Origin of the sequence: Iodobacter ciconiae (assembly GCF_003952345.1) — a bacterium.
Lineage (GTDB): Bacteria > Pseudomonadota > Gammaproteobacteria > Burkholderiales > Chitinibacteraceae > Iodobacter > Iodobacter ciconiae.
The window spans coordinates 1,435,512-1,459,886 of the sequence record NZ_CP034433.1 but is presented as its reverse complement, the minus strand read 5'-3'; the positions used below and the strand labels follow the sequence as shown (position 1 = coordinate 1,459,886).

Genomic DNA, 24,375 nt, shown 5'->3' with positions numbered 1-24,375 from the left:
GCTGCATACTAACGGATAATCCCACGCGTAGATTGTGCAAAAAAATCGAGGAAAGCCCGCAGCTCCGGCTGAGTAAGAGACTGCGCTTCAATTGCCGATTTTGCCTCGGCAAAAGGCAAGCCCTGACGATAAAGTGTTTTATAGGCACGCTTAATATGAGTGATCTGCTCGCTGTTAAAACCCCGGCGTTTTAAGCCCTCACTATTAATGCCATTAGGCACTGCACGATTACCTGCAGCCATCACAAAAGGCGGCACATCCTGAGCAACTGCTGCAGTAAAAGCAGTCATTGCATGAGGTGCAATTTTGCAGAATTGATGTACCGTGGTAAACCCGCCCAGAATAACCCAATCACCAATATGTACATGGCCTGCAAGTGTGGTGTTATTGGCAAAAATAGTATGGCTGCCGATCTTACAATCATGCGCAATATGCACGTAAGCCATAATCCAGTTATCATCACCGATCAACGTTACGCCATCGTCCTGTGCAGTCCCTGTGGAAATGGTTACATTCTGAAAAATAGTATTACCATCACCAATGATGAGGCGCGTTGGCTCCCCCGCATATTTTTTATCCTGCGGTGCACAACCGATACTGGAAAAAGAATAAATACGGTTATTTTTGCCAATCTGCGTGTGCCCATCAATGACAACATGAGCTTCCAGCCGCGTACCCGGGCCAATACTGACATGCTGACCAATAACGCAAAATGGACCAATCTCTACGTCAGCAGCCAGTTCGGCTCCGTCATGAATAATGGCTGAAGCGTGAATTTTTGACATATTGTACTCTGGCTAATTAGCGTTGAACTTCGCGTTGCGCGCATATCAAATCGGCTTCGGCAGCTAATTCCGTACCAACAAAAGCCTGTGCTTTGTATTTCCAGATACCACGTTTATTGGCCGTAATCTGTACACATAAAATCAGCTGATCACCAGGCACAACCTGGCGTTTAAATCGTGCATTATCAATGCCGGCAAAGAAATATAAAGAATCTTCCGAGGGCGCAACTTCAAGGCTCTTATACGACAATACACCTGCGGCCTGGGCCATCGCTTCCAGAATCAACACACCGGGCATCACCGGATAAGACGGGAAATGGCCTTGAAAAAATGGCTCATTAACCGTGACATTTTTTATGGCTTTAATCGAAACACCCAGCTCCATTTCCAATACACGATCAATCAGTAAAAAAGGATAACGGTGCGGCAAGCATTTTGTAATTTCTAGAACATCCATAGTCTGACTCATTACTCTTTCTCTCCAGCCGGCATTTTACTGCCGTGATCTCTTACTTAAAGTGGCTTAAAGCCTCTATTCAACAGGCAACTTGAGTACAGCGATTTCTTTTTCAAGCTGCTTGATGCGCCTGGCTAATTCATCCAAATGACGCAGGTGCGCGGCATTATGCCGCCAGTCATCATAGGTTTGCATGGGGTACGAGCCTGAATACACACCGGCTTCACGAATTGTTTTAGCCACCAGCGTCCCCCCCATAACCGTTACGCCGTCACAGATTTCCAGATGTCCGGAAATCATTACTGCCCCACCAATCTGACAACGTGCACCGATTTTTGTTGAACCGGCAATGCCTACACAGGCAGCCATGGCCGTGTGCTCACCGATTTCCACGTTATGGGCCACCTGAATCAGGTTATCAATTCTTGCACCGTTACCAATAATGGTGTCGTTTAATGCACCCCGGTCTACCGTGGTGCAAGAACCAATTTCAACGTCATTGCCAATCAGTACCCGGCCAAGCTGGGGGATTTTCTCCCAGTGATCTGCTGCCCAAGCATTGCCAAAACCGTCTCCTGCAATAACCGAATTACTGTGCAAAATCACCCGATCCCCAATAAGAGCTCCCGGATGTACACTGGCATTAGGATGAATCAAACAATCATTTCCGATCTCGACTTGCTCACCGATATAGGCATTCGCCTTGATAATTGTACGCTCCCCGACTATGGCTCCCGCTTCAATCACCACTCCCGGGCCAATCTGTGCGCTCGCAGCCACCTTTGCCTGCGAATCAACCACAGCACGGGAATGAATCCCAGCTAGAGCGGCAGGACGGGGGTGCAGTAGCTGAGCAACCTGAGCAAAATAAAGCTGAGGGTCCCGTGTCACAATATGCGGACAGCTCAGGCTGGCACTTTCTGTCGGGCGCACGATAAAAGCAACCGCTGCACTGGTTTTTAATTGTGCCCGCAAGCGGGGATTGGCTAAAAAAGCAATCTCCCCTGCCCCTGCTTTTTCTAAAGAAGAAACTCCGGTAACCAGCACATCATCACCATGACGCTCACCACCGAGTAATTCAACAAGCCTTGATAACGTAAAGGAGAGCAACATGCGATTATTTATCCACTAAAAGCTTTAATACTTTGTCCGTAATATCAATACGAGGGCTACGCCATGCTACTTCTTGCAAAATTAAATCGTACTTTTCACTCGTCGCAATTTGCGCAATAGCCGTATTGACCCGCTCTTGTAAACCGGATAATTCCTCGTTACGGCGTACATTCATATCTTCATTGAACTCACGCTGCATACGCTGAAAATCCTGATTTAACTTGATAAGCTCACGCTCTTTAACTCTGCGATCCGCTTCTGCAAGGGCCCCTTTATCCAGGAGCTGTTGCAGCGCTTTCCCCTGAGCCGAAATCTTTTGCAAATCGGCTTTCCGGCTATCAAACTCACGCTCTATCTTTTTAGCCGCCCTCACCGCAGGAGATGCTTCCCGTAAAATTCGTTCAGTATCTACAAAACCGATTCGCATATCTGCAGCAAATACATTGGAAACAAATACAAAACCCATTGCCAGCAATACAGCACTTGGCCATTTCAACATAGAGAGTGGCTCCTTAAAATCAGAATACTTGACCCAATTGGAATTGAAGTCCGCGTTCAACACGATCTGTCGGCTGAGCATTAAACGGCGCTGCCCAGCTTAATTTAATAGGGCCTACCGGAGAAACCCAAGTAAACGCAACCCCTGCGGAGTAGCGAAGATCGCTAAGATCCGGCCTCGAACCAGGCCCCCATACCGCACCAGAATCAGCAAATACACTCAGACGAGTGGAGCGGTCATCCTTCAGGCCTGGAATCGGGAAGAAAAACTCGAAGTTATTCACGATTCGCTTATCCCCCCCCATGCCGTCGCCATGGCTGTCGATCGGGCCAACCGACCCAGACCTGAAGCCCCGGATGGAGCCCACTCCACCAGCGTAGAAATTTTTATAGAAGGGATAAATATTATTGCCATAAGAGTGGCCATATCCCCCTTCCACGTTCCACATCAGACTCATCTCTTTACCAATCGGGACAAAGTACTGGCTCCGGGAGGATATCTTGTAATAATCAATATCGGAAAATGGTGCGGTAATCTCGCCATTGAGGCTCAGCAACCAGCCTGATGTCGGATAAGAAGCACTGTTTCGGGTATCGCGTCCCCAATTTACAGAAACCGGGAATGTTTTATTTCTGGCACCCTGATTATTCACAAAATCCAGTACATGCTGCGGGGCAGAAGCATCAGCCTGAATTGCAAGGCTTTCATAGCCCAGGCCAAAACCGATCCGGTTACTTTCTGTTAACGGCAGGCTGAAATTCGAGCCAAAACCGTAAGACGATGTAGTGTACTGACCCAGATCCACACGTGAAGGATCTGTATCACGGCGATACACATTCCAACCCACAGAAACACCATCAGGTGTTGCATAAGGGTTGGTCACTCCCAGTGAATAGACTTTATTAGATGAGCTGGAATTCACATCAATTGCAAATTGTTTACCACTACCCAGAAAATTGCTCTGGGAAAGCGATAAAACCAAAACAACGCCTTCACTTTGCCCATAACCGGCACCAATATTAAAGTTGCCTGATTTCTTTTCCGTCACGGTGATATTCATATCCACCTGATCGGCTGTATCAGGCACCAGCGGGGTATCAACAGCAATTTCAGCGAAATAATCAAGCTGTTCCAAGCGCTGTTTGGAGCGTTTAATTTTTGCGCCATCATAAGCTGCTGATTCTAACTGGCGTAATTCACGGCGAACAACCACATCACGGGTCTGAGAGTTGCCGTTCACATTAATTCGTCTTATATAAGTTTTTTTACCCGGATCAATATAGAGAGTAAATGCAACTTTATTATTCTTCTGATCTATTTCAGGCACGGCATTCACATTAGCAAAGGCATAACCCTGCTCACCTAAAGTGTCTGTAATAGCGGCAATTGATCGGTTCAAACTTTCACGCGAAAACACTTCACCTGTATTTAAAGTAATCAGTTTCTTTAAAATAACAGGGTCAATCACAGTGTCGCCCAGCAATTTAACATCACTCACTTCAAACTGCTTACCCTCAGTAAGGTTTAAAGTAAGAAAAATGCCCTCACGATCTTCGGAAATAGCAACCTGAGTGGATTCAACATTAAATTCTATATAGCCCCGATCCATATACCAGGAACGTAATTTTTCCAGATCAGCAGACAACTTTTGTTTCGAATACTGATCCGCTTTGGTATACCAGGTTAGCCAGCCGCCGGTTGTCTGGCTCAGCATATCGAGCAAATCATCCTCGGAAAAAGCTTTGTTTCCAACAATATTAATTTGCTGGATACGTGCCACCTCACCCTCGGAAATATCCAGCTGAACGCCAACGCGATTACGCTCTAATTTGGTCACTTCTGTCTTAACAACTACGGAATAACGGCCGCGTGAATAATATTGCTGTTTAATTTCCTGGACTGCGGCATCCAGCACACTCTGATCAAAGATGCGCCCTTCCGCAAAACTCTGGCTTTTGAGGGCACTTTTAATCTGATCTTTGTCCAGCATTTTGGAGCCATTGACATTAATTTGTGCAATGGTAGGCCGCTCGTCAACCGTAACAATCAGCACCTGACCGTTTGATTCAACACGCACGTCATTAAAAAAACCGGTGGCAAATAAAGCTTTAATTGCCTCTTGTGCTCGATCATCATCAAAGCGATCCCCTACCTTAACCGGTAAATAATTAAAGATTGTTCCGGCATCGGTCCGTTGCAGCCCCTCAACACGAATATCGCGGATCACAAATGGCTCAACCGCCCAGGTAGGAAAAGCAATGCCACTAAGGGCAGCGGCTAGCAACAGGTTTATCGATTTTAATTTCATTGTTATAAAGAGTCACTAATGAGTTAGCAGGCGGTAAGCTGCCCACACTGCGTTAAAAAACGGCCGAAACCCTTAATTACTGCTGAAAACTCTGGCCTTGAAATATCCGGTTGAACCAGCAAATATTGTCTAACCAAGAAAAAGTCGATGGATGTCGTTATAAAGAGCCAGAGACATCAAGCCTAACAACAAGATAATGCCAATCTGCTGACCAAACGCTTCAGCACCGGGAGGCAAACGCCGCCCAGTTAAAAATTCTACCGTATGATACATCAAATGCCCGCCATCAAGCACCGGCAGGGGCAGCAGGTTTAATACCCCCAAACTGATACTGATGACACAAAGATATTCAAGGAAAGTGCTCAAACCCAGTCGTGCACTTTCCCCTGCAAAGGTTGCAATCGTAATCGGGCCACTTACCTGCTTGATAGAAACCACACCCGTCAGCATTTTCCAGAACATCACTAAAGTCAGACGACTGCCCTGCCAGGTTTTTTCGAGCGCATATTGCAGCCCTTCCAGCGGGCCAAAATCCTGCATAAATCGTTGCTGCTGCCAGGCATGCATATCGACTTCCGGTGCAAAACCCAGTTTCCCTATCTTCAGACCATTTTCTACAACAGCATCAGGAATGACTGTGTGTTCAATGACTTGCCCCTGGCGCTGCAAACTTAAAAGAAGCGGCTGGGACGCTGAAGAAGCAATATGGCTTTGCACATCCTGCCAGCCATGCAAACGCTCGCCGTTGATCATCATAAGCTGATCCCCCGCCCGAACACCTGCACGGGCAGCGGCACTGCCAGGGGTAATCTGAGCAATTCGCAAACTCAGGGGAACAGGCGACATACCAAGACGGGATAGCAGCTGCTGATCAATTTCATCACGCTTAAGGTGAGTAAGATCAAGGGAAATCGAGCGATCCGAACCAGTATTTGATCGAAGCTGCAAGGGTACTGTTACCGCACCGCCGCTTTTCTCCAGCAGGCTCAATTGCAGTTCATCCCAGCCAGAAATCGGCACTCCGCCTACGGAAATAACCTCATCCCCCTGCCGGATTCCCGATTTTTCTGCCACAGACCCTGAGCTGACAAAGGAGATAACGGGGCGCAATGCCTCAACCCCGGACAAAGACAATCCCCAGTACAACAAGATTGCAAGCAAAAAATTGGCCAGCGGCCCTGCAATCACAATGGCCATTTTGGCCAGAGGGGGGCGACGATTAAAGGCACGAGGCAAATCGGCAGCCTCAATCGGCTCACCCGCCCGCTCGTCAAGCATACTGACATAGCCACCCAATGGAATCGCGCCAATTTGCCAAAGGGTTTCACCACGCTGCCACTGCCAGAGCGGTTTACCAAAACCGATAGAAAAAACCAGCACTTTGACGCCGCAGCCTTTTGCCACCTTGTAATGCCCGTATTCATGAATCGATACCAGCACGCCGATTGCAACAATAAATGCCAGCAGGGACGTCAGCATAAAGCATGACTCTGCAACCATTGGCGTGCAGCAGCACGCGCCATTTGATCGGCACCTAGCAAGGCCTCCAGAGACTCTGCAGATGCCCGATGAGTGCACTCACCCAGCACGGCGTCTATTAAGCGAGGGATATCGGTAAAACGTAGCATTCCATTTAAAAAGCCCTCAACAGCAATTTCATTGGCAGCATTCAAAATAGCCGGAGCCGCGCCAGCCATTGCGAGCGCATCAAAAGCCAGCTGCAGACAAGGAAAACGCTGCAAATCAGGCGATTCAAAATCCAGACGCCCTACACTAAAGAAATCAAGTGATTTTACACCGGCATCAATTCGTTCCGGATAAGCCATCCCATAGGCAATCGGTGTACGCATATCCGGGTTACCCAGCTGAGCGAGCACGGAGCCATCCATATACTCAACCATGGAATGCACAACGCTCTGGGGATGCACGACCACGGCAATATCATTTTTCTCCGGCGCATCAAATAACCAGCGCGCCTCGATAACTTCCAGACCTTTGTTCATCAGCGATGCCGAATCTACAGAGATCTTCCGGCCCATAGACCAATTGGGATGCTTACAGGCCTGCTCCGGCGAAACATGATGCAACTTTTCCTGCGCCATGGTGCGAAACGGGCCGCCCGAGGCGGTTAATAAAATGCGCTTAACACCTGCATCCTGCAAAGGGATTACGCAGGGGTTTTCGCGATAGCTGCGCGGCAAAACCTGAAAAATGGCATTGTGTTCGCTATCAATCGGCAGTAACACAGCTCCGGATTCACGTACCGCATCCATAAATAAGGAGCCAGCCAGTACAAGCGTTTCTTTATTAGCCAGTAAAACCCGCTTGCCTGCACGCGCAGCATCCAGAGTAGGCTGCATTCCTGCAGCACCTACAATGGCAGCCATAACGGCATCCACTTCAGCTGCAGTAGAAACTTCACTTAATGCAGCCACGCCGTATAACACCTCGGTGTCCGAGCCAAGCTCTTTCAAAAGGCCAGATAATGTCCGGGCAGAAACCGCATCCAAAACAACGGCAAAGCGCGGCCTAAACTGCATACACTGCCGTGCAAGCTTATCTAATTGACTTGCTCCGGTTAGCGCAAAGACTTGATAACGATCAGGGTGCCGTGCAATCACATCCAGCGTATTTACGCCAATGCTGCCAGTTGAACCCAAGATGGTGATTTTTTGCATAGAGGACATGATGATATGACCTTGCGCTTTATTTACGGCGCTTTAAAACCCATGCACCGCTGATTAAAAACAGCAATCAAACCAATAATCTTTTTAATAGTTAACACTCTGGTTTGATTACCATGGTTTTAATGGGCAGCAATAAGGTTTGGTAACGCGCGCATGATTTACGCAGTTTGAATTTAGAATAACAAGGAGCTGAGGTAGATTGCAGCGGCCACAGGCAAAATGGCTAATAAGCTATCAACTCTGTCGAGCACGCCACCATGCCCGGGCAATAGACGACTACTGTCTTTCATTCCTATCTGACGCTTAAACAGGGATTCCAGCAAGTCTCCCATAACACTCACCGCTGTTAATACTGCAGCAATGGCAAGCCATACGCCAAGTGATAATAATTCGCCATGAAAAAACAAATTTTTAGGAAGAAAAAAGGCATAAACCAATACGCCAAGCAATCCGCCTGCAGCACCTTCCCAGCTTTTACCGGGGCTAATTAAGGGCGCAAGCTTGTGTTTACCAAAAGCTTTACCAAAAAAATATGCCGCAGAATCGGCAACCCAGGCAATGGCCAGCACCGCCAGTAAAGCCCAGGGACCAGCCGTACGCAGTACAACCAAAGCAAGGCCTGCAGGTAGTAATAGGGCCCAGCCTAGCAAAACATTCAGGTTTGCCGCATTAGCCAGCTTCCATTTTTTAGATAGCCAGCATGGCGTAACAATCAACCAGAATACACTTGCTCCCAGCATCAACCCCAATAACGCCGAAGGGGCGTAAATCAGCTGGCTTAGCAAAGTAAAAACCACTGCGGTTAAAAGCGGGTAGATTTTAGCAATGACCCCTTGCATTCCTGATAAACGTTGCCATTCCCATGAGGCCGCCACCATAATCAGCCCGCAAAAAGCGATCCATGCCAGGGCACCAGATGAACCCATTTGAGGCAGATAAAAAATAGCTGCTAGCACAACAGGTAGCAGCAAAAGGGCGGTGATAATACGCATTTTTAGCATGGTGACTGAAGCTGCTCGCTAATTCGGCCAAAGCGTCGTTCACGCCCCTGATACCAGTCAACCGCTTCTTCCAGTGCCTGACGATCAAAATCAGGCCAGAGCCTGTCGCTAAAATAGAGCTCGGTATAAGCAAGCTGCCATAGCAAAAAGTTGCTGATACGCTGCTCCCCTCCCGTTCTGATAAATAAATCAGGCTCCGGCGCATAAGCCATGGCCAGATAAGGGGATAAATCATCTTCGGTAAAGCAGGTGCTTAACTCTGGGTGCTCTGCCAGCATGGTGCGCGTAGCATGAATAACATCCCAGCGCCCGCCGTAATCTGCAGCAATAGACAGGGTTAAACCCGTGTTTTTGGCTGTTTTTTCTTCGGCGGCGTCAATGAGTGTGACTAATTCGGGGCCAAAATGCTCACGATTACCCACAATTTTTAAACGAATATTTTTTTCGTGCATGCGATGCACTTCACCGCTTAGCACTTTAAGAAAGAGCCCCATTAAAAAAGAGACTTCATCTTGGGGGCGACGCCAGTTTTCATTACTAAATGCAAATACAGTCAGATATTCAACACCAAGCGCATCACAAGCTCTCACCGTATCACGCAAAGCCTCCACACCACGCTTATGACCAAATATACGTGGCATCATGCGTTTTTTTGCCCAACGGCCATTGCCATCCATAATCACGGCAATATGACGGGGAACAGCTGCAATGTCCTGCGGTATTTCTTTAGTTGAGCTACTGAATATGGCCACACAAAACCCCTTACGTTTACTGGCCGGTACAATTGCACCGGCCAGTAAATGATTACATTGTCATCAATTCTTTTTCTTTTTCTGCCAACAACTTATCAATTTCAATTACATATTTATCTGTTAATTTCTGAACATCCTCAGCTGCACGGCGCTCATCATCTTCAGAAATATCTTTATCTTTTACCAAGCGCTTTAATTGCTCATTTGCATCGCGGCGAATATTACGCACGGCGACCTTAGCATCATCTGCTTCATTACGAACAACTTTTGTTAAATCTTTACGGCGCTCTTCAGTTAATGCCGGCATCGGCACACGAATCACATCACCATTTGTTGATGGATTCAAACCTAAATCACCATCACGAATTGCTTTTTCAATCTTGGAAATCATTGTTTTTTCCCAAGCCTGAACACCAATTGTGCGTGAATCAATCAAAGTCACATTAGCAACCTGATTAATTGCGGTAGGTGCACCGTAATAGTCCACATTGATGTGATCCAACAAACCAACGTGCGCGCGACCAGTACGAACCTTTGCCAAATTAACACGCAAAGCTTCAACTGATTTTTGCATTTTTGTATCGGTATTGCTTTTAATTTCTGCAATCATAATGCATTTCCTTATTTACTCGTTTCTATTGAGTAATCGTTCATTTGTACTATGGCTCACTAACAGTGCACGACATAATCATGATGCGTGCCTCTTCAGAAAGTTTAACAGTGTACCAGTGTCCCTTCATCTTCCCCAAGAACTACGCGCTTTAGTGCGCCTGCCTTGAAAATACTAAAGACACTTAAATTCATATTCTGATCACGGCAGAGCGCGAACGCAGTGGCATCCATCACTTTCAGATTGCGGCCAATAGCCTCATCAAAAGTCAGGGTTTGATAACGTACAGCATCTGGATTTTTCTTTGGATCGTCGGTGTAAACACCATCAACCTTGGTGGCTTTCAGTACAATATCAGCGCCCATTTCCATGCCGCGTAAAGCTGCAGCAGTATCTGTGGTAAAGAAAGGATTGCCTGTTCCTGCGCCAAAAATCACAACTTTATTTTCTTCAAGGTAACGAATCGCTTTGCCCCGCACATAAGGCTCGGCTACTTGCTGAATGGTTAATGCAGATTGAACACGGCTCACAATCCCTGCCCGCTTCATTGCATCTTGCAAAGCCAGTGCATTCATGACTGTTGCCAGCATGCCCATATAATCTGCTGTTGCGCGATCCATTCCTGCTGCTGCAGGTGCCACGCCGCGAAAAATATTACCACCACCGATCACCACACCAACTTGCACACCCAAATCTAGTACAGCTTTGATTTCACCAACAATACGATCAATGGTGACACGATTGATACCATAGCTATCCTCACCCATAAGGGCTTCGCCGGAGAGTTTCAGCAAAATGCGTTTATATTTGGGTGCTTGGCTCATTTGAAGTTTCCTTATCCATGGAGGGGCGAATTGTGGAAACGCCGCACGTTACCGTGCGGCGCATAAAGCAAATTTCTTGCAGCCTATTTAGCCCGAAAACAACTTCCGGGCCGAATAAGTTTAATACAAATCATTAAATCTTTGCAGCAGCAGCCACTTCAGCAGCGTAATCAACCACTGCTTTTTCAATGCCTTCGCCTACAACAAACAGATTAAATGCGTTTACTGTTGCAGAGTTGGCTTTCAGTAGTTGCTCGATCGTTACCTTGTCATCCATCACAAATGACTGGCTCAGCAACACAACATCTTTCAGGTACTTTTGTACTGTACCTTCGACGATCTTCTCCAGCATTGCTTCTGGCTTGCCCGCCTCCTTGGCGCGCTCGGTAGCAACACGGCGCTCGGTTTCAATCAGCTCAGCAGGTACGCCGCTTGCATCAAGAGACTTAGGCTTGGTCGCCGCAATGTGCATCGCAATTTGCTTAGCCAATTGCTCATCACCACCTGCGATATCCAGCAGAACGCCCAGCTTGTTGCCGTGCAGGTAAGCTGCAACCTGACCCGCTGTTTCAAAGCGTGCAAAGCGGCGCAGCGTGACGTTTTCGCCTAGCTTAGCTACTGCATCTTTACGGATTTCTTCAACTGTTTTGCCATTAACAACAACTTGCGCCAGCGCATCTACATCAGCCGGGTTTGCATCAGCAACGGCTTGAGCTGCCAGCTTGGCAAATGCGATAAAGCCTTCATCTTTTGCTAAGAAGTCTGTTTCACAGTTCACTTCAAGCACCGCACCGATTTTCTTATCATCAGAGATAAATGCAGCAATAATCCCTTCGGCAGCAGTACGACCTGCTAATTTGGACGCTTTGTTACCAGACTTGATTCGCATTACTTCTTCAGCTTTTTTGATATCGCCATCGGCTTCAACCAAAGCTTTTTTACATTCCATCATGCCAAGGCCAGTCAGCTCGCGCAGCTGGGCAACCATCTTCGCGGTAATTTCCGCCATGATTATTTCTCCTGAAACTGGGTAAGGAGTAGAGCATCGCTTATCCGGGCGTTTTTAACTCAAAGCGCCGGACAGATGCAGAGCTACTTATCTGTTATTTACAAAAAAGGGGCGAAACGCCCCTTTTTCGCATATTAACTTTACGATATTACTGTGCAGCGGCTACAGCAGCTGCTTCGATAAGTTCTTGTGCTGATTGGTTTTTACCTTCAAGCACGGCATCAGCCATACCTTGAGCATACAAACGAATTGCGCGACTTGAATCGTCGTTACCAGGAATAACGAAATCAATACCTTCAGGATTATTGTTGGTATCAACCACACCGATAACCGGGATACCCAGTTTCTTAGCTTCAACCAAAGTACCCTTTTGGTAGCCTGTGTCGATCACGAAAATCACATCAGGCAGACCCTTCATATCCTTGATACCGCCCAGGCTACGATTGAGTTTTTCAACTTCACGATTCATATCCAGCAATTCTTTCTTACCGTAGCCGCTGTTTTCATTAGCAACGATAACTTGTAACTCTTCCAGACGTTTGATCGACTGCTTCACTGTTTTATAGTTAGTCAGCATACCGCCTAACCAGCGGTGATCAACGAAAGGCATGCCGCAACGCGCTGCTTCTTCAGCAACGATTTCACGAGCCTGGCGCTTAGTACCTACGAACAGAACAGTCCCTTTGTTTGCAGCAATACGGCGGGCGTATTTAACAGCATCTTCAAACAGTGGCAGTGTTTTTTCGAGGTTGATAATATGAATCTTGTTACGTGCGCCAAAAATATATTGACCCATCTTTGGGTGCCAGTAACGAGTTTGGTGACCAAAGTGGACACCGGCTTCAAGCATATCGCGCATGCTAACGGACATAGTAAAACTCCAAGCTAAGGGTTACATCTAGCACTCACACGACACCCATAATCAAAGACTAAGAGCACCCTTAACGGGGTGAGCACCAAAATTATCTGCAGGTACCATACCCACAGAGCACAGGATTATAGCCCTTTACGCCATATTCAGTCCAGCTTAATCAGGCTGTCATCCTTTATGCCCTCGCCGCGCCACATCAAACATCAGCGCATAGCAGCATTGCCTACTTGACAACACCAAACCTGCTGAAAAACATCCCCACTAACCTGCCTGCATCGCATGCAGACGAGCATAATAACCATCCGGCTTTTGCAGTAGCTCATGATGCGGCCCTTCCTCCACGATCTGACCTCTATCCATTGCCACAATCCGATGCGCATTTCTAACCGATGATAAACGATGCGCAATAATCAGAACCGTGCGCCCATGACAGATTGCCTTCATATTATTCTGGATAATCCGCTCGGACTCATAATCCAGCGCACTGGTGGCTTCATCAAAAATCAAAATCCGTGGATCACTAACCAGAGCACGGGCAATGGCAACGCGTTGTTTTTGCCCACCGGATAAACCACTGCCATGCTCACCAACCACGGTATCGTAACCTTCAGGCAGCTCGATAATAAAATCATGGGCTCCGGCCAGTTTAGCGGCATTAATTACTCTATCCATACCCATACCCGGATCAGCCAAGGCAATATTGTCGCGAATGCTACGGTTAAACAGCAGGTTTTCTTGTAAGACCACGCCAATCTGACGACGCAGCCATGCCGGATCAGCCAGGCCCAAATCAATACCATCAATCAACACCCGGCCGCGCTCCGGTACATATAGTCTTTGCAGAAGTTTGGTCAGCGTGCTTTTACCGGAGCCAGAGCGCCCGACAATCCCGATTATTTCACCGGCTTTAATACTTAAATTAATGCCACGCAGGATTTCCGGGCCATCTGTACGGTATCTAAAGTGCACCTGATCAAATTCAATCTGGCCAATAATGGCAGGCAATTGTGCCCGGCTCTGATTAATTTCACTGCGGGTATTTAAAATATCCCCCAGGCGCTGCATCGAAATGCCTACCTGCTGAAAATCCTGCCATAACTGCGCCAAACGCATCACCGGGCTCGCCACCCGGCCTGCCAGCATATTGAAAGCAATGAGCTGACCCACCGTCAACTTCCCTTCAATTACCAGCTTTGCCCCCATCCACATAGTGGCCACCGTAACGATCTTTTGAATGAGATTAACCCCCTGGCTACCAATATTGGCAAGATTAGCCACTTTAAAGCCTGCAGCCACATAGGCCGCCAGCTGCTGATCCCAGCGACGGGTAACCTGTGGCTCAACAGCCATCGATTTAACCGTTTCAATCCCGCTTACCATTTCCACAAGAAAAGATTGGTTCTCTGCACCACGGGCAAATTTCTCATCCAGGCGGACTCTTAAAATGGGGGTAATCAGTACCGACAAGCCGATGTAGCAAGGCAAAGATATCAGCACAATTAAAGTCAGCCACCAACTGTAGTAAGCCATCACAGCCAGAAATACGACCGAGAAAAACAAATCCAGCAATGAAGTCAGCGCCTGACCGGTCAGAAAATTACGAATATTTTCCAGCTCACGCACTCGCGCCACCGAATCCCCTATGCGCCGCGCCTGAAAATAAGCCAAAGGCAAAGCCAGCAAATGGCGAAACAGCTTAGCGCCTAACTCCACATCAATCCGGTTGGTGGTGTGGCTAAATACATAGGTACGCAGCCCGGTCATCCCCACTTCAAACAGAGAAATCACCAATAGACCAATAGCGATCACATCCAAAGTAGTCATACCGTGGTGCACCAGTACCTTATCCATCACCACTTGAAAAAATAGCGGGGTAGCCAAAGCCAGGAGCTGTAGAAAAAACGACACCAACAGCACTTCACCAAGCAATTTTCGATACTTAACTACGGCAGGAATAAACCATGAAAAATCAAAACGAGCCAAATCACCCGCCAGGCTGGAACGAGAAGTAAACAGAATCAGACGGCCAGACCATAAAGCCTGCCATTCTTCTTTGGAGCATGCTTGAGGCCGCCCGCTTTGTGGATCATGAAATAACACAGCAGGATCACTATTGGTATCAACCTTAGCCAAAATCACCCAACTGCCATCCAGGCATTGCGCCATCGCTGGCAAAGGGGTGCGATCCAGGCGATCAAAATAAGCATCAATCGCTTTGGCTTTTAATCCGGACTGTTTAGCCGCCCGCAATACATCGGATTCACTTAACAGGCCTGATTCGCCTGCAAACTGATGCTTAACCTGTTCAGGCTCAATTGCTATCTGATGAAAGCGTGCCAGCATAATCAGGCACGCCAATGCAGAATCAAAAGCAGGTGTATCTGCAGAAGATTCGGCTGAGTTTAAAAGTTTCATTGCATTTTCTACTTCAGAAAAAAGAAGAAACCCAACCCCTTGCGGGGCTGGGCATATTGATTACACTAGGACATTAATGCCAGTTGGCAGCCAGCACCGGCTGCAGGGCATCCTGCTGCTGCTGGTTTAATGTCATCTGGCCTGCGGCAGGCGGATTAAAGGCTGCCATAGCCGACACCAGAGCACTAACCTGTGTATCCAGCAACACCAGACCATCTGACGTCTTAAATTGCTCCACATGGTAAGCATTACCCGAATACCAGTTTTGCATTATCAGCTTATCGCCCGTGCCTATGACACTGACTTCCAGATTATTGCTGACCTTACGGAACCAGAGCTGACTGCTGGCAATTCCCGCCTGAAACTGTGCGACGTCTATATTTTTGGCCGTAGCATCATTTTCAGTAACCGTATCACTACCATCACCACGGGCCAGCATATAAGTATCGTTGCCCGCACCACCGATCAAGGTATCAACACCTGCACCACCACTTAAGGTGTCATTACCTGCGGCACCGGTCAGCGTATTGGCCCCTGCATTGCCAACCAGGATATTATTTAGTGCATTACCCGTAGCATTGATTGCAGCAGTGCCTGTAAGTGTCAGATTTTCCAGATGATTACCAAGCGTCCATGACAAGGATGCCTGCACCGTATCACTCCCTTCATTGGCATTTTCTGTAATTACATCACCACTGACATCAACCACATAGCGATCATCACCCTGCCCGCCCAGCAACTTATCGGCCCCCGCCCCACCATCCAGAGTGTCATTACCTGCGGCACCCATCAGCGTATTAATAGCCGCATTACCCACCAGTACATTTGCCAGCCCGTTGCCCGTACCATTAATTGCAGCAGTACCGCTGAGGGTAAGGTTTTCCAGATTATTGCCAAGAGCCCAGCTTAGGTTACTTTGTACCTTATCCGTTCCCTCCCCCGCCAATTCAGTCACCACATCGCCCACGTTATCGACGATATAAGTATCATTGCCTACCCCCCCTACAAGGGTATCCGCAGCAGCGCCACCATCAAGCACATCATCACCGGCAAGCCCTGTTAGAACATCTTTACCCTTATCGCCCACTAAAGTGTCGTTCCCCTCAGTCCCGACCAGCTTCAGGCCAGCAGCTGCAACAGCTGCGTTAATCACTGCAGTTGTCAAGTACGACACATTACCACTGGGCTGTACATAATCAATCGCCCAATCTCCACCAAGGAAATGATTCAGTACTCGTACGCTTTGCTGGGCATTGCCATCTACTGTAATTAATAAATCATCACCCGAACGTGTAAAGCCAAGCTGCTCTTTAGTCACTGTACCGCTGAAGAACACCCCATCGAACCCACCGCCGGAGTTATCAATCACATCCTGCGATTTGCCATCAAAGACGTATCTATCATCACCTGCTCCACCTTCAAGCCGATCGTTGCCATCCTCGCCCGAAAGCTGGTCATTACCCGCGCCACCGATCAGCACGTCATCGCCGGTATTGGCTACATTACCGTAGCCACCGGCCAGGTAATCATCACCATCACCACCTTCTAAACGATCATTTCCTAAACCACCGAACAACTGATCATTGCCAGCAAAACCGCGCAACAGATCTTTTGCCGCTGTACCGGTCAACTTATTATTGCCCGCATCCCCATCAACCAGTGCTTCATACCCCCCCGGGATAGATTGCGCACCGATTATCTGAGCAATTTTCTGGGCAGAAATCATATTGCCACCACTAGGCTGCACATAGCTAATCGCCATATCACCACCAAGGAAATGCTTCAGTACGCGAACAGAAGTCGCTGCACTCTTATCCACCATCAGCAATAAATCATCACCATCACGACTAAAGCTTATTCTGTCTGCGCCAATCCCATCGGCAAGGAAGACTCCGTCACGACCACCACCCGTATTATCAATCACATCCTGTGATGCACCATCGAAAACATAACTATCATTGCCTGTGCCCCCCTCCAGGCGATCATTGCCATCTTCACCATTCAGAGTGTCATTGCCAGCACCGCCCATTAACAGATCATCACCGCTATTCCCACGGCCAAAACCACCAGAGAGATAATCATCCCCATCACCCCCTTCCAGGCGATCATTTCCCCCACCACCAAATAACTGATCATTACCTGCCATTCCGCGGATTAAATCTTTTCCGGAATCACCCTGAAGCTGATTATTAGCAGCATCGCCATCTATAACCTGGTCAAAATCAGCCGTATTTGCATTACCACTTCCACCGTTATTACCACCGGTATTTGGTAAGAGCTCAGCAATATCTGCCGCCGACAACGCATTCCCCGATTTAGGCTGCAGATACGCAATGGCTGCATCACCGCCATTAAAGTGATTCAATATCCGCACACTACGGCCAGCATCGCCCACTACGCCAATCAATAAATCTTTACCCTCTTGCTTAAAACTCAGCTGATTGCGCTCTAAATCAGATAAGAACAACCAATCAGAGCCGCCGCCGATGTTATCAATCACGTCATTACCCCACTGACCGGTAAAGACGTATTTATCATCGCCAGCACCCGCAATCAAGCGATCATCGCCTTCACCCCCAATCAGCTGATCCTTACCTACACCGCCTTCAAGCAGATCATTGCCAAGGCCACCATCCAGATAATCATCGCCTTCATCGCCGCGCAGCGTGTCATTGCCTGCCTGGCCAAACAAAGAATCATTACCCGCAGCACCCGTGATTAAATCAACTTGAGCAGTGCCAGATAAATTGTCATTGCCGCTCGTGCCATTCAGAGTATTAGTACTACTGCCACCGCCGCCCAAGAGTTTGGCAATCTCTACAGCAGACAAAGCATAACCAGATTTAGGCTGCACATAAGCAATTGCCGCATCACCGCCATTAAAGTGATTCAATACCCGCACACTACGGCCAGCATCGCCCACTACGCCAATCAATAGATCTTTACCCTCTTGCTTAAAGCTCAGCTGATTGCGCTCTAATTCAGAAAAGAACAACCAATCAGAGCCGCCACCGGTGTTATCAACAACATCATTACCCCACTGACCGTTAAAGACGTATTTATCATCGCCAGCCCCTGCCAGCAATAAATCATCGCCTGCACCGCCACTAAGCTGATCTTTACCAACGCCCCCTTCTAATTGATCTTTACCTGCGCCACCATCCAGATAATCATCGCCTTCGCCACCTTGCAGTAGGTCATTGCCTGCATTACCGAACAATTGATCATTGCCAGCAAAACCACGCATTAATTCATTGGCATCAGTGCCAATTAATTTATTAGTATCTTCATCGCCATCAATCAGTTCATCACACCCCTGCAGGATGCGTGCCCTTTCTTCCTTATATAATTTAATTATTGTTGCAGAATCCCAAACCAAACCATCCGCAAACTTTATCTGATCAATTGAATAACGTGCGGGAGAATAACTTGAATTAAAGTAATACTCAATTCGCAAGCTATCAGACGTTCCATTAATGGATAAAATAAGAGCATCACCATCAATACTCAAAGTGATTTCACTAGCAAGTATGCCCTTCCCCATGCGGATTTCATCAATTTTCCCTTCGTCTATATCACGTGAAACGATAGTATCTTTCCCACCACCTAGATCAAACAAATAAACATCACTTCCACGGCCACCATCTAAAACATCATCTCCACGGCCACCACCTAAAATATCATCCCCGCTAAATGTTCTAATAGAATCATTTCCATTTCCACCATTAATAATATCATTACCTTCGTATCCCAATAAATAATCATCATCATCAGTTGGAATAATTACTTTCGACTTTACTGTATCAACATCCCAAATTGTATTGTCTGCAAATTTTAAATACTTTAAATATTCTAATTTATAATTATCACTAGAAGATACAACTTGTTTACTGAAATAATTTTTAACTGTCAGCTCATCATTTGTATTAGCTATTTTCACAATCAAATCTTCATCAGAACGGCGCAACACTATATCTTCTGGCGTAATTCCAGCCTCAAATAAAACAGAATCTTCATTATTAGCAAGTGGATTATTTTTATATGAATAATCATAATTGTAATGGCTATACGAAGTAGAGTCATGGCCTGACCCTCTACCAAATAAATAGACATCACTCCCATCACCACCACTTAAATTATCGTCTCCTGCACCACCACTAAGCGTATCGTTGCCAGCCCCGCCCTTAAGCGTATCATCTCCCAATCCCCCCTCAAGCAGATCATTCCCCGCGCCCCCATCAATGCTATCAGCTCCTTCTCCCCCCTCTAGAATATCATCCCCACCAAAGCCAGTAATAATGTCATTACCGCCATGACCAATTACATGACTATTTGATGAACGACCATATAAATTATCATCTCCAGATGTTCCTTCAGCTAATAGGTTAAAAATAGCATCTCTATTCCAAACAGTGCCATTCTGAAACTTAACAAACATTATTCCTGAATAAACTCCATCACGATGAGTGAAGTCTTCTATTATCAATTGATCAGCAGTACCATTAATTGACACGAACAAGGAAGAACCATTACTAACCAACGTTATATCAGCGGGCGTAATTCCTTCCCCCAACACAATCGAACCATCATCTACTGGGCTTAAAAAGTTTTGAACAATGGTATCTACTCCATAACCACGGCCAAATAAATACGAATTAATACCTTCTCCGCCATCAAGAATATCATTTCCTTTACCACCATCAAGCACATCGTCACCCAAGCCACCACGAAGGGTGTCATTACCTATTCCACCTTCAAGTATATCGTCGCCCAGATCACCAATAAGGGTGTCATTACCTGCGCCCCCACTAATCAAATCCTTGCCAGCATACCCAAGCAACACATCATCCCCATCCGTTGAAAGCAGTGTCTTGTTTTTAATGTCCGCATAATCCCAAAGTAAGCCATCAGCAAACCTAATTTGCTCCACAAAATGCTTATCAGCAGGAACATCACTATAAAAATCATTCCAAACTGTCAGTCGATCAGTCGTCCCTTTTATCTCAAGAGTAAGAGACGATTCAGTGTGAGTTAACACAAGATCACTGGCGGAAATGCCTTCACCTAATTGGATGATATCTTGCTCAAAACGATTATTGTCTTTATCTCTATCGCCAATAATATCTTGGCCAGAACCTCTGCCAAACAAGTATGTGTCTTCGCCTACTCCACCATTAAGCCGATCATTACCTGCCCCGCCATTTAAAATATCTCTCCCCTCGCCACCATCCAGTTCATCATCACCACCCCCCCCTAATAGGTAATCATCCCCAGCCCAGCCTAATAGTCGATCTGCCCCCGCTCCACCATCAAAAGTATCATTACCAGATCGCCCATAAAACGTGTCATTGCCGCCTTGCCCAAAAATCGTAGAGCCTTTAAAGAAAGCATAAAAAGCATCATCGCCATCACTTGGGATCAATGCCTGAGCTTTAATAGCCTCAAGATCCCATGATGTGCCATCAGCAAAGCAGATTTGCTTTGCATTCAGGTAGTTAGCCCCCTCCTTAGGTGGCGCAGTAATAGCATATTGAACAATTTTCTCCATAAAATAATTACTAATTCTCAAATTGCTATTCGAATTTTTAACTTTTAAAACCAAATCGCCATTATCATTCCTTAGCTCCATATCATTCATCGATATATTAGAAGCAACTTTAATAGAATCTCCATCTTGCCAATAAGTAATTAAATCATTACCCGCATCTCTGGAAAAAACATATACATCATTACCACTTCCACCATCTAATTTATCATTACCACTTCCACCATCTAAAATATCATTGCCATCCTCGCCAGATAATTCATCATTACCATTTCCACCATTTAAAATATCATCCCCCCAAAAACCACCTAACCGATCATTACCCTCTCCTCCATTTAAAATATCATTGCCTTGTCCACCACCAATTCTATCATTTCCGCCACCTCCATTAATAATATCGTCAGACTTATAACCATTTAATGAATCATCTCCTTCCGTCCCTTCAAGCAACTTACTTTTAATATCTTCCACACCCCATATTGTGCCATCAGCAAACTCAAGCACATCCACGGCAAATTCGCTATAACCATCATTATTTAGAAAATTACGAATATCTAAGCGATCACTTGTGCCATTAACTTTGACTATTAGATTATTCTGACTACGGGTTAACGTAATATTTTCAGGAGTAATCCCATCCCCAAACAGAACTTTATCTTTAACCGTACCAAGAGCATCACCATTACCATAACCATTCCAAATAGAATCAGCCCCTGAACCTACATTAAATAAATATGTGTCCCAGCCCGCCCCTCCAGATAATTCATCATCACCAAGCCCACCATCAAGCATGTCATTCCCACCTCCCCCACTGATCTCATCATTGCCTTCGCCGCCATTGATATACTCATCTAAATCAAAACCAATTAATTTATCATTACCAATAGTAGATTCAAGCACCTTGGCCTTAATTACGGCCTGATCCCAAATTGTGCCATCTGCAAACTTAATATATTTCATTGCCTGATAGGTAGTACCTTCTAGATAGAGATTACCTGATACCAGCAACTGATCATCTGTGCCTTTAATACGCAGAATTAGATCTGCTCCACTATCTCCTCCTCTGCTAAGCATTACATCTGCAACAGAAACCCCCGATGCCAGTTGTATGCTATCGATAGCTTCTTCATAAATACTTCGACTCTGAGAAATCAGATCACTTCCTGAGCCTCGCCCAAACAAATACGTATCTGCACCCGATCCACCATCTAGTAAATCGTTACCACTGCCACCGTCCAGAATGTCATCCCCATCCCCACCATATAATTTATCATTCCCTGCGCCACCCACTATAAAATCATCACCCTCTTTACCAGATAACTGATCACTCGCATTACCGCCAAAAACAAAATCTGACCGACTACTACCTTGCCACACCCCATCAACTTTATGTATTCCTGATAATGAAATTACTTCCGTTACTATAGAGCTATATTCAGGACTGTTTAAATAAGAATCTAACAAATGTAAACCATCAAACCCAACAAACAAGAGTGTTTTTGATGCATATTTATTTATCTCGATCAAATTTATTAAGGCTTGTTTTGGGCTTTCCTTCATTTGTTTCTCAAATAAACTATATATTCCTGAGCAATCAAAGTTAATAGTGCCTAGCTCGCTGTTAGTTTTCACAGCAATAAGATCAAGATAAGGCTTTAAATTTGTTTGAAGGGCCAGCGCTGAATAAACGGAATCTTTTAGATCAGAATAAGACTGATTCAAAAGATTTATTTGCTCTTGGCTATAATTAACGCTTAAGATTGGGATTTGTGGAACGCTAGCCGCACTACTTCCACCGCCGCCGCCGCCGCCGCCGCCGCCGCCAGATAATGCAGCTCCACTTGGTATAATAGGATCAGTATTTTTTCTTTCATTAGGAAATGTCATAAAATAGCGGCCATTAAATGCCTCTAAAATATGCATCTTCTGATTCCAATACTGAATTGTTTCAGAAAAACGTAATGAATCTTGAGCGCTAGTAGAGCCCACAGGTTTTTTAATATCACCAAATGCTTGATAATCAAAATTATAGCTACTCTTCGGTAATGCAAATGCATGAGAATCAGAACTATAGCTAATCTTCGCTCTTTCCTCTAATGATTTAGCCATTCCAGAGGTATCAGCCCAAGCTGCAAGCATTTTATCGATCAGAGTGAAGCGATCTTCACCTGTATTTGTACTGCTATATTGTGAAAGCAACGATTTTAATAAATCAGACTGACTAGCCGCCTCTCTCAAATCACGGACCTTTCCCGATCCAGTCATTTCAGGCAGTGCTTTAATTTCATCAGAAATAGCAAGATGATCAGTAAATTCACGATGAAACGTGTCTTCTGCTAAATCAATATCTGCCATATCGCCAACCTCACCCAATACTGCAGTTTGGCCATCCGTGCGTGTATAGCTGCCCAGATCTGCAAGGCGATTACCATTTCCCAATATCAAACTATGTTTTGTTTCTTTGGTATTAAAGCTAGCAATACCCACTTGCTCTAGCGTAAGCAGCTCGCCACTATCCGTGAGGCCATCACCATTGATATCCCGCCACACTTTGAGCGATGCAAATGCGGCATCATTGATATCCACCTTGCCATCTTTATTACTATCCAAATCTGCCAGCGCATCAAAGCCATTTTTTGCCAAACTACCGTCTAACTTGCGGGTCGCATCACCAAACAACTCACTACCATTATCAATCTTGCCATTGCCATTTAAATCACGCACCAAAAAGCCATCATCGGGTTTCACCCAGCCGGATTTATTTTTAAGACCATCCCCATCATGATCAAAAAATACGCCTTCCTTAGTGCCGACCGTCTCTAATCCATCATTATCGAGGTCGAGGGTGAGCGGATCACGGCGCGGTTGCCAGCGTAAGGCATTGTTAAAGGCATCATTAGCACTAGGATCAATATCTTCTGGATGCAGGGCATCAAACAACCACGCCCCCAAATGCAATGAATTAAAATAATTTATAAATTCATTAACTACATAGCCAGCTGACATTCCAGCAGTAAGCCTTGTGTTAATGTTACTCCATCGAAGCAAATAACTCTTATCTATATATTTAGAAACAACAGGTCCAACTATTTTTTCAAATGTACTTGGATTTTTCCTAATAGATTCAAAAAGAAAATTAAGTCCCTTTGTAGAAAATTTACCCGGTGAAGCTGCAACGGATGCAACAACAGAAGTAATTACTACTGCTGTAATTTGAGCGGATGCAGCAACCACACCTGCATCATCTCCAGAATCAATCGACTCTTGAATTTTATTAACAATATTACCAATTGCCTTTCTATCATATTCAGTTAATATATTTTTTGGTTTGGGCAAGTTATCACCAGAAATTTCATTAACTGTATTAACAATCGAGTCAAAAATCGTAGAATCACTACACATAACGCCACCTTAATAAAATCAAACAAAATGAAGAAAAAATCCAAGAACAAGAGTAAGACCAAATTACAAAAAAAGTAGATTTTGCATTTATATTCAA

Annotated in this window: 15 protein-coding genes; all 15 read right to left on the bottom strand. The window is 45.9% G+C overall.

The genetic code is table 11. The features are described 5' to 3' along the window. Nucleotides 1-8: 8 nt before the first annotated feature. A complete protein-coding gene (lpxA, locus tag EJO50_RS06385) occupies nt 9-785 on the bottom strand; it encodes an acyl-ACP--UDP-N-acetylglucosamine O-acyltransferase (RefSeq protein WP_125972534.1) in 777 nt (258 codons plus the stop codon). Nucleotides 786-801: 16 nt separating this feature from the next. After that, nucleotides 802-1,254 (bottom strand): 3-hydroxyacyl-ACP dehydratase FabZ, encoded by a 453-nt coding sequence (fabZ, locus tag EJO50_RS06380; protein ID WP_206434465.1) that lies wholly within the window; start codon nt 1,252-1,254, stop codon nt 802-804. Nucleotides 1,255-1,317: 63 nt separating this feature from the next. Then, complete coding sequence (gene lpxD / locus EJO50_RS06375; protein WP_125972532.1) at nt 1,318-2,355, bottom strand: UDP-3-O-(3-hydroxymyristoyl)glucosamine N-acyltransferase; 1,038 nt, start codon at nt 2,353-2,355, stop codon at nt 1,318-1,320. A gap of 4 nt (nt 2,356-2,359) precedes the next feature. After that, nucleotides 2,360-2,854 (bottom strand): OmpH/Skp family outer membrane protein, encoded by a 495-nt coding sequence (locus EJO50_RS06370; RefSeq protein ID WP_125972530.1) that lies wholly within the window; start codon nt 2,852-2,854, stop codon nt 2,360-2,362. Nucleotides 2,855-2,873: 19 nt separating this feature from the next. Beyond that, nucleotides 2,874-5,162, bottom strand: a complete 2,289-nt coding sequence (gene bamA, locus EJO50_RS06365; RefSeq protein ID WP_125972528.1) for an outer membrane protein assembly factor BamA — start codon at nt 5,160-5,162, stop codon at nt 2,874-2,876. 129 nt (nt 5,163-5,291) lie between these two features. Further along, nucleotides 5,292-6,641, bottom strand: a complete 1,350-nt coding sequence (rseP, locus tag EJO50_RS06360; protein ID WP_164521445.1) for an RIP metalloprotease RseP — start codon at nt 6,639-6,641, stop codon at nt 5,292-5,294. Continuing rightward, complete coding sequence (gene ispC / locus EJO50_RS06355; protein WP_125972524.1) at nt 6,635-7,849, bottom strand: 1-deoxy-D-xylulose-5-phosphate reductoisomerase; 1,215 nt, start codon at nt 7,847-7,849, stop codon at nt 6,635-6,637. The genes rseP and ispC overlap by 7 nt, the downstream gene beginning before the upstream one ends. Before the next feature lie 173 nt (nt 7,850-8,022). Further along, complete coding sequence (locus tag EJO50_RS06350; protein ID WP_125972522.1) at nt 8,023-8,850, bottom strand: phosphatidate cytidylyltransferase; 828 nt, start codon at nt 8,848-8,850, stop codon at nt 8,023-8,025. Then, on the bottom strand, nt 8,844-9,596 hold the full coding sequence (uppS, locus tag EJO50_RS06345) for an undecaprenyl pyrophosphate synthase (protein ID WP_206434503.1): 753 nt from the start codon (nt 9,594-9,596) through the stop codon (nt 8,844-8,846). Before uppS ends, EJO50_RS06350 begins: the two co-directional genes overlap by 7 nt. A gap of 58 nt (nt 9,597-9,654) precedes the next feature. Further along, nucleotides 9,655-10,212, bottom strand: a complete 558-nt coding sequence (frr, locus tag EJO50_RS06340) for a ribosome recycling factor (RefSeq protein WP_125972518.1) — start codon at nt 10,210-10,212, stop codon at nt 9,655-9,657. 104 nt (nt 10,213-10,316) lie between these two features. Then, the gene (gene pyrH / locus EJO50_RS06335; RefSeq protein WP_125972516.1) at nt 10,317-11,036 is read right to left on the bottom strand and encodes a UMP kinase; all 720 of its coding nucleotides are present in this window, start codon (nt 11,034-11,036) and stop codon (nt 10,317-10,319) included. Between the two features lie 133 nt (nt 11,037-11,169). After that, on the bottom strand, nt 11,170-12,045 hold the full coding sequence (tsf, locus tag EJO50_RS06330) for a translation elongation factor Ts (protein ID WP_125972514.1): 876 nt from the start codon (nt 12,043-12,045) through the stop codon (nt 11,170-11,172). 148 nt (nt 12,046-12,193) lie between these two features. Then, the gene (gene rpsB / locus EJO50_RS06325) at nt 12,194-12,916 is read right to left on the bottom strand and encodes a 30S ribosomal protein S2 (RefSeq protein WP_125972512.1); all 723 of its coding nucleotides are present in this window, start codon (nt 12,914-12,916) and stop codon (nt 12,194-12,196) included. A 261-nt stretch (nt 12,917-13,177) separates the two neighbouring features. Beyond that, nucleotides 13,178-15,331: a type I secretion system permease/ATPase gene (locus EJO50_RS06320; RefSeq protein ID WP_125972510.1), complete on the bottom strand. Its 2,154-nt coding sequence runs from the start codon at nt 15,329-15,331 to the stop codon at nt 13,178-13,180. A 73-nt stretch (nt 15,332-15,404) separates the two neighbouring features. Beyond that, entirely contained in the window at nt 15,405-24,278 is an 8,874-nt protein-coding gene (locus EJO50_RS06315) for a calcium-binding protein (RefSeq protein ID WP_125972508.1), read from the bottom strand. Nucleotides 24,279-24,375: the final 97 nt, after the last annotated feature.

Coding starts and splice junctions, on each gene's coding strand:
- lpxA (WP_125972534.1), bottom strand. CDS start 785: ATGTCAAAAATTCACGCTTCAGCCATTATTCATGACGGAGCCGAACTG.
- fabZ (WP_206434465.1), bottom strand. CDS start 1,254: ATGAGTCAGACTATGGATGTTCTAGAAATTACAAAATGCTTGCCGCAC.
- lpxD (WP_125972532.1), bottom strand. CDS start 2,355: ATGTTGCTCTCCTTTACGTTATCAAGGCTTGTTGAATTACTCGGTGGT.
- EJO50_RS06370 (WP_125972530.1), bottom strand. CDS start 2,854: ATGTTGAAATGGCCAAGTGCTGTATTGCTGGCAATGGGTTTTGTATTT.
- bamA (WP_125972528.1), bottom strand. CDS start 5,162: ATGAAATTAAAATCGATAAACCTGTTGCTAGCCGCTGCCCTTAGTGGC.
- rseP (WP_164521445.1), bottom strand. CDS start 6,641: ATGCTGACGTCCCTGCTGGCATTTATTGTTGCAATCGGCGTGCTGGTA.
- ispC (WP_125972524.1), bottom strand. CDS start 7,849: ATGTCCTCTATGCAAAAAATCACCATCTTGGGTTCAACTGGCAGCATT.
- EJO50_RS06350 (WP_125972522.1), bottom strand. CDS start 8,850: ATGCTAAAAATGCGTATTATCACCGCCCTTTTGCTGCTACCTGTTGTG.
- frr (WP_125972518.1), bottom strand. CDS start 10,212: ATGATTGCAGAAATTAAAAGCAATACCGATACAAAAATGCAAAAATCA.
- pyrH (WP_125972516.1), bottom strand. CDS start 11,036: ATGAGCCAAGCACCCAAATATAAACGCATTTTGCTGAAACTCTCCGGC.
- tsf (WP_125972514.1), bottom strand. CDS start 12,045: ATGGCGGAAATTACCGCGAAGATGGTTGCCCAGCTGCGCGAGCTGACT.
- rpsB (WP_125972512.1), bottom strand. CDS start 12,916: ATGTCCGTTAGCATGCGCGATATGCTTGAAGCCGGTGTCCACTTTGGT.
- EJO50_RS06320 (WP_125972510.1), bottom strand. CDS start 15,331: ATGAAACTTTTAAACTCAGCCGAATCTTCTGCAGATACACCTGCTTTT.
- EJO50_RS06315 (WP_125972508.1), bottom strand. CDS start 24,278: ATGTGTAGTGATTCTACGATTTTTGACTCGATTGTTAATACAGTTAAT.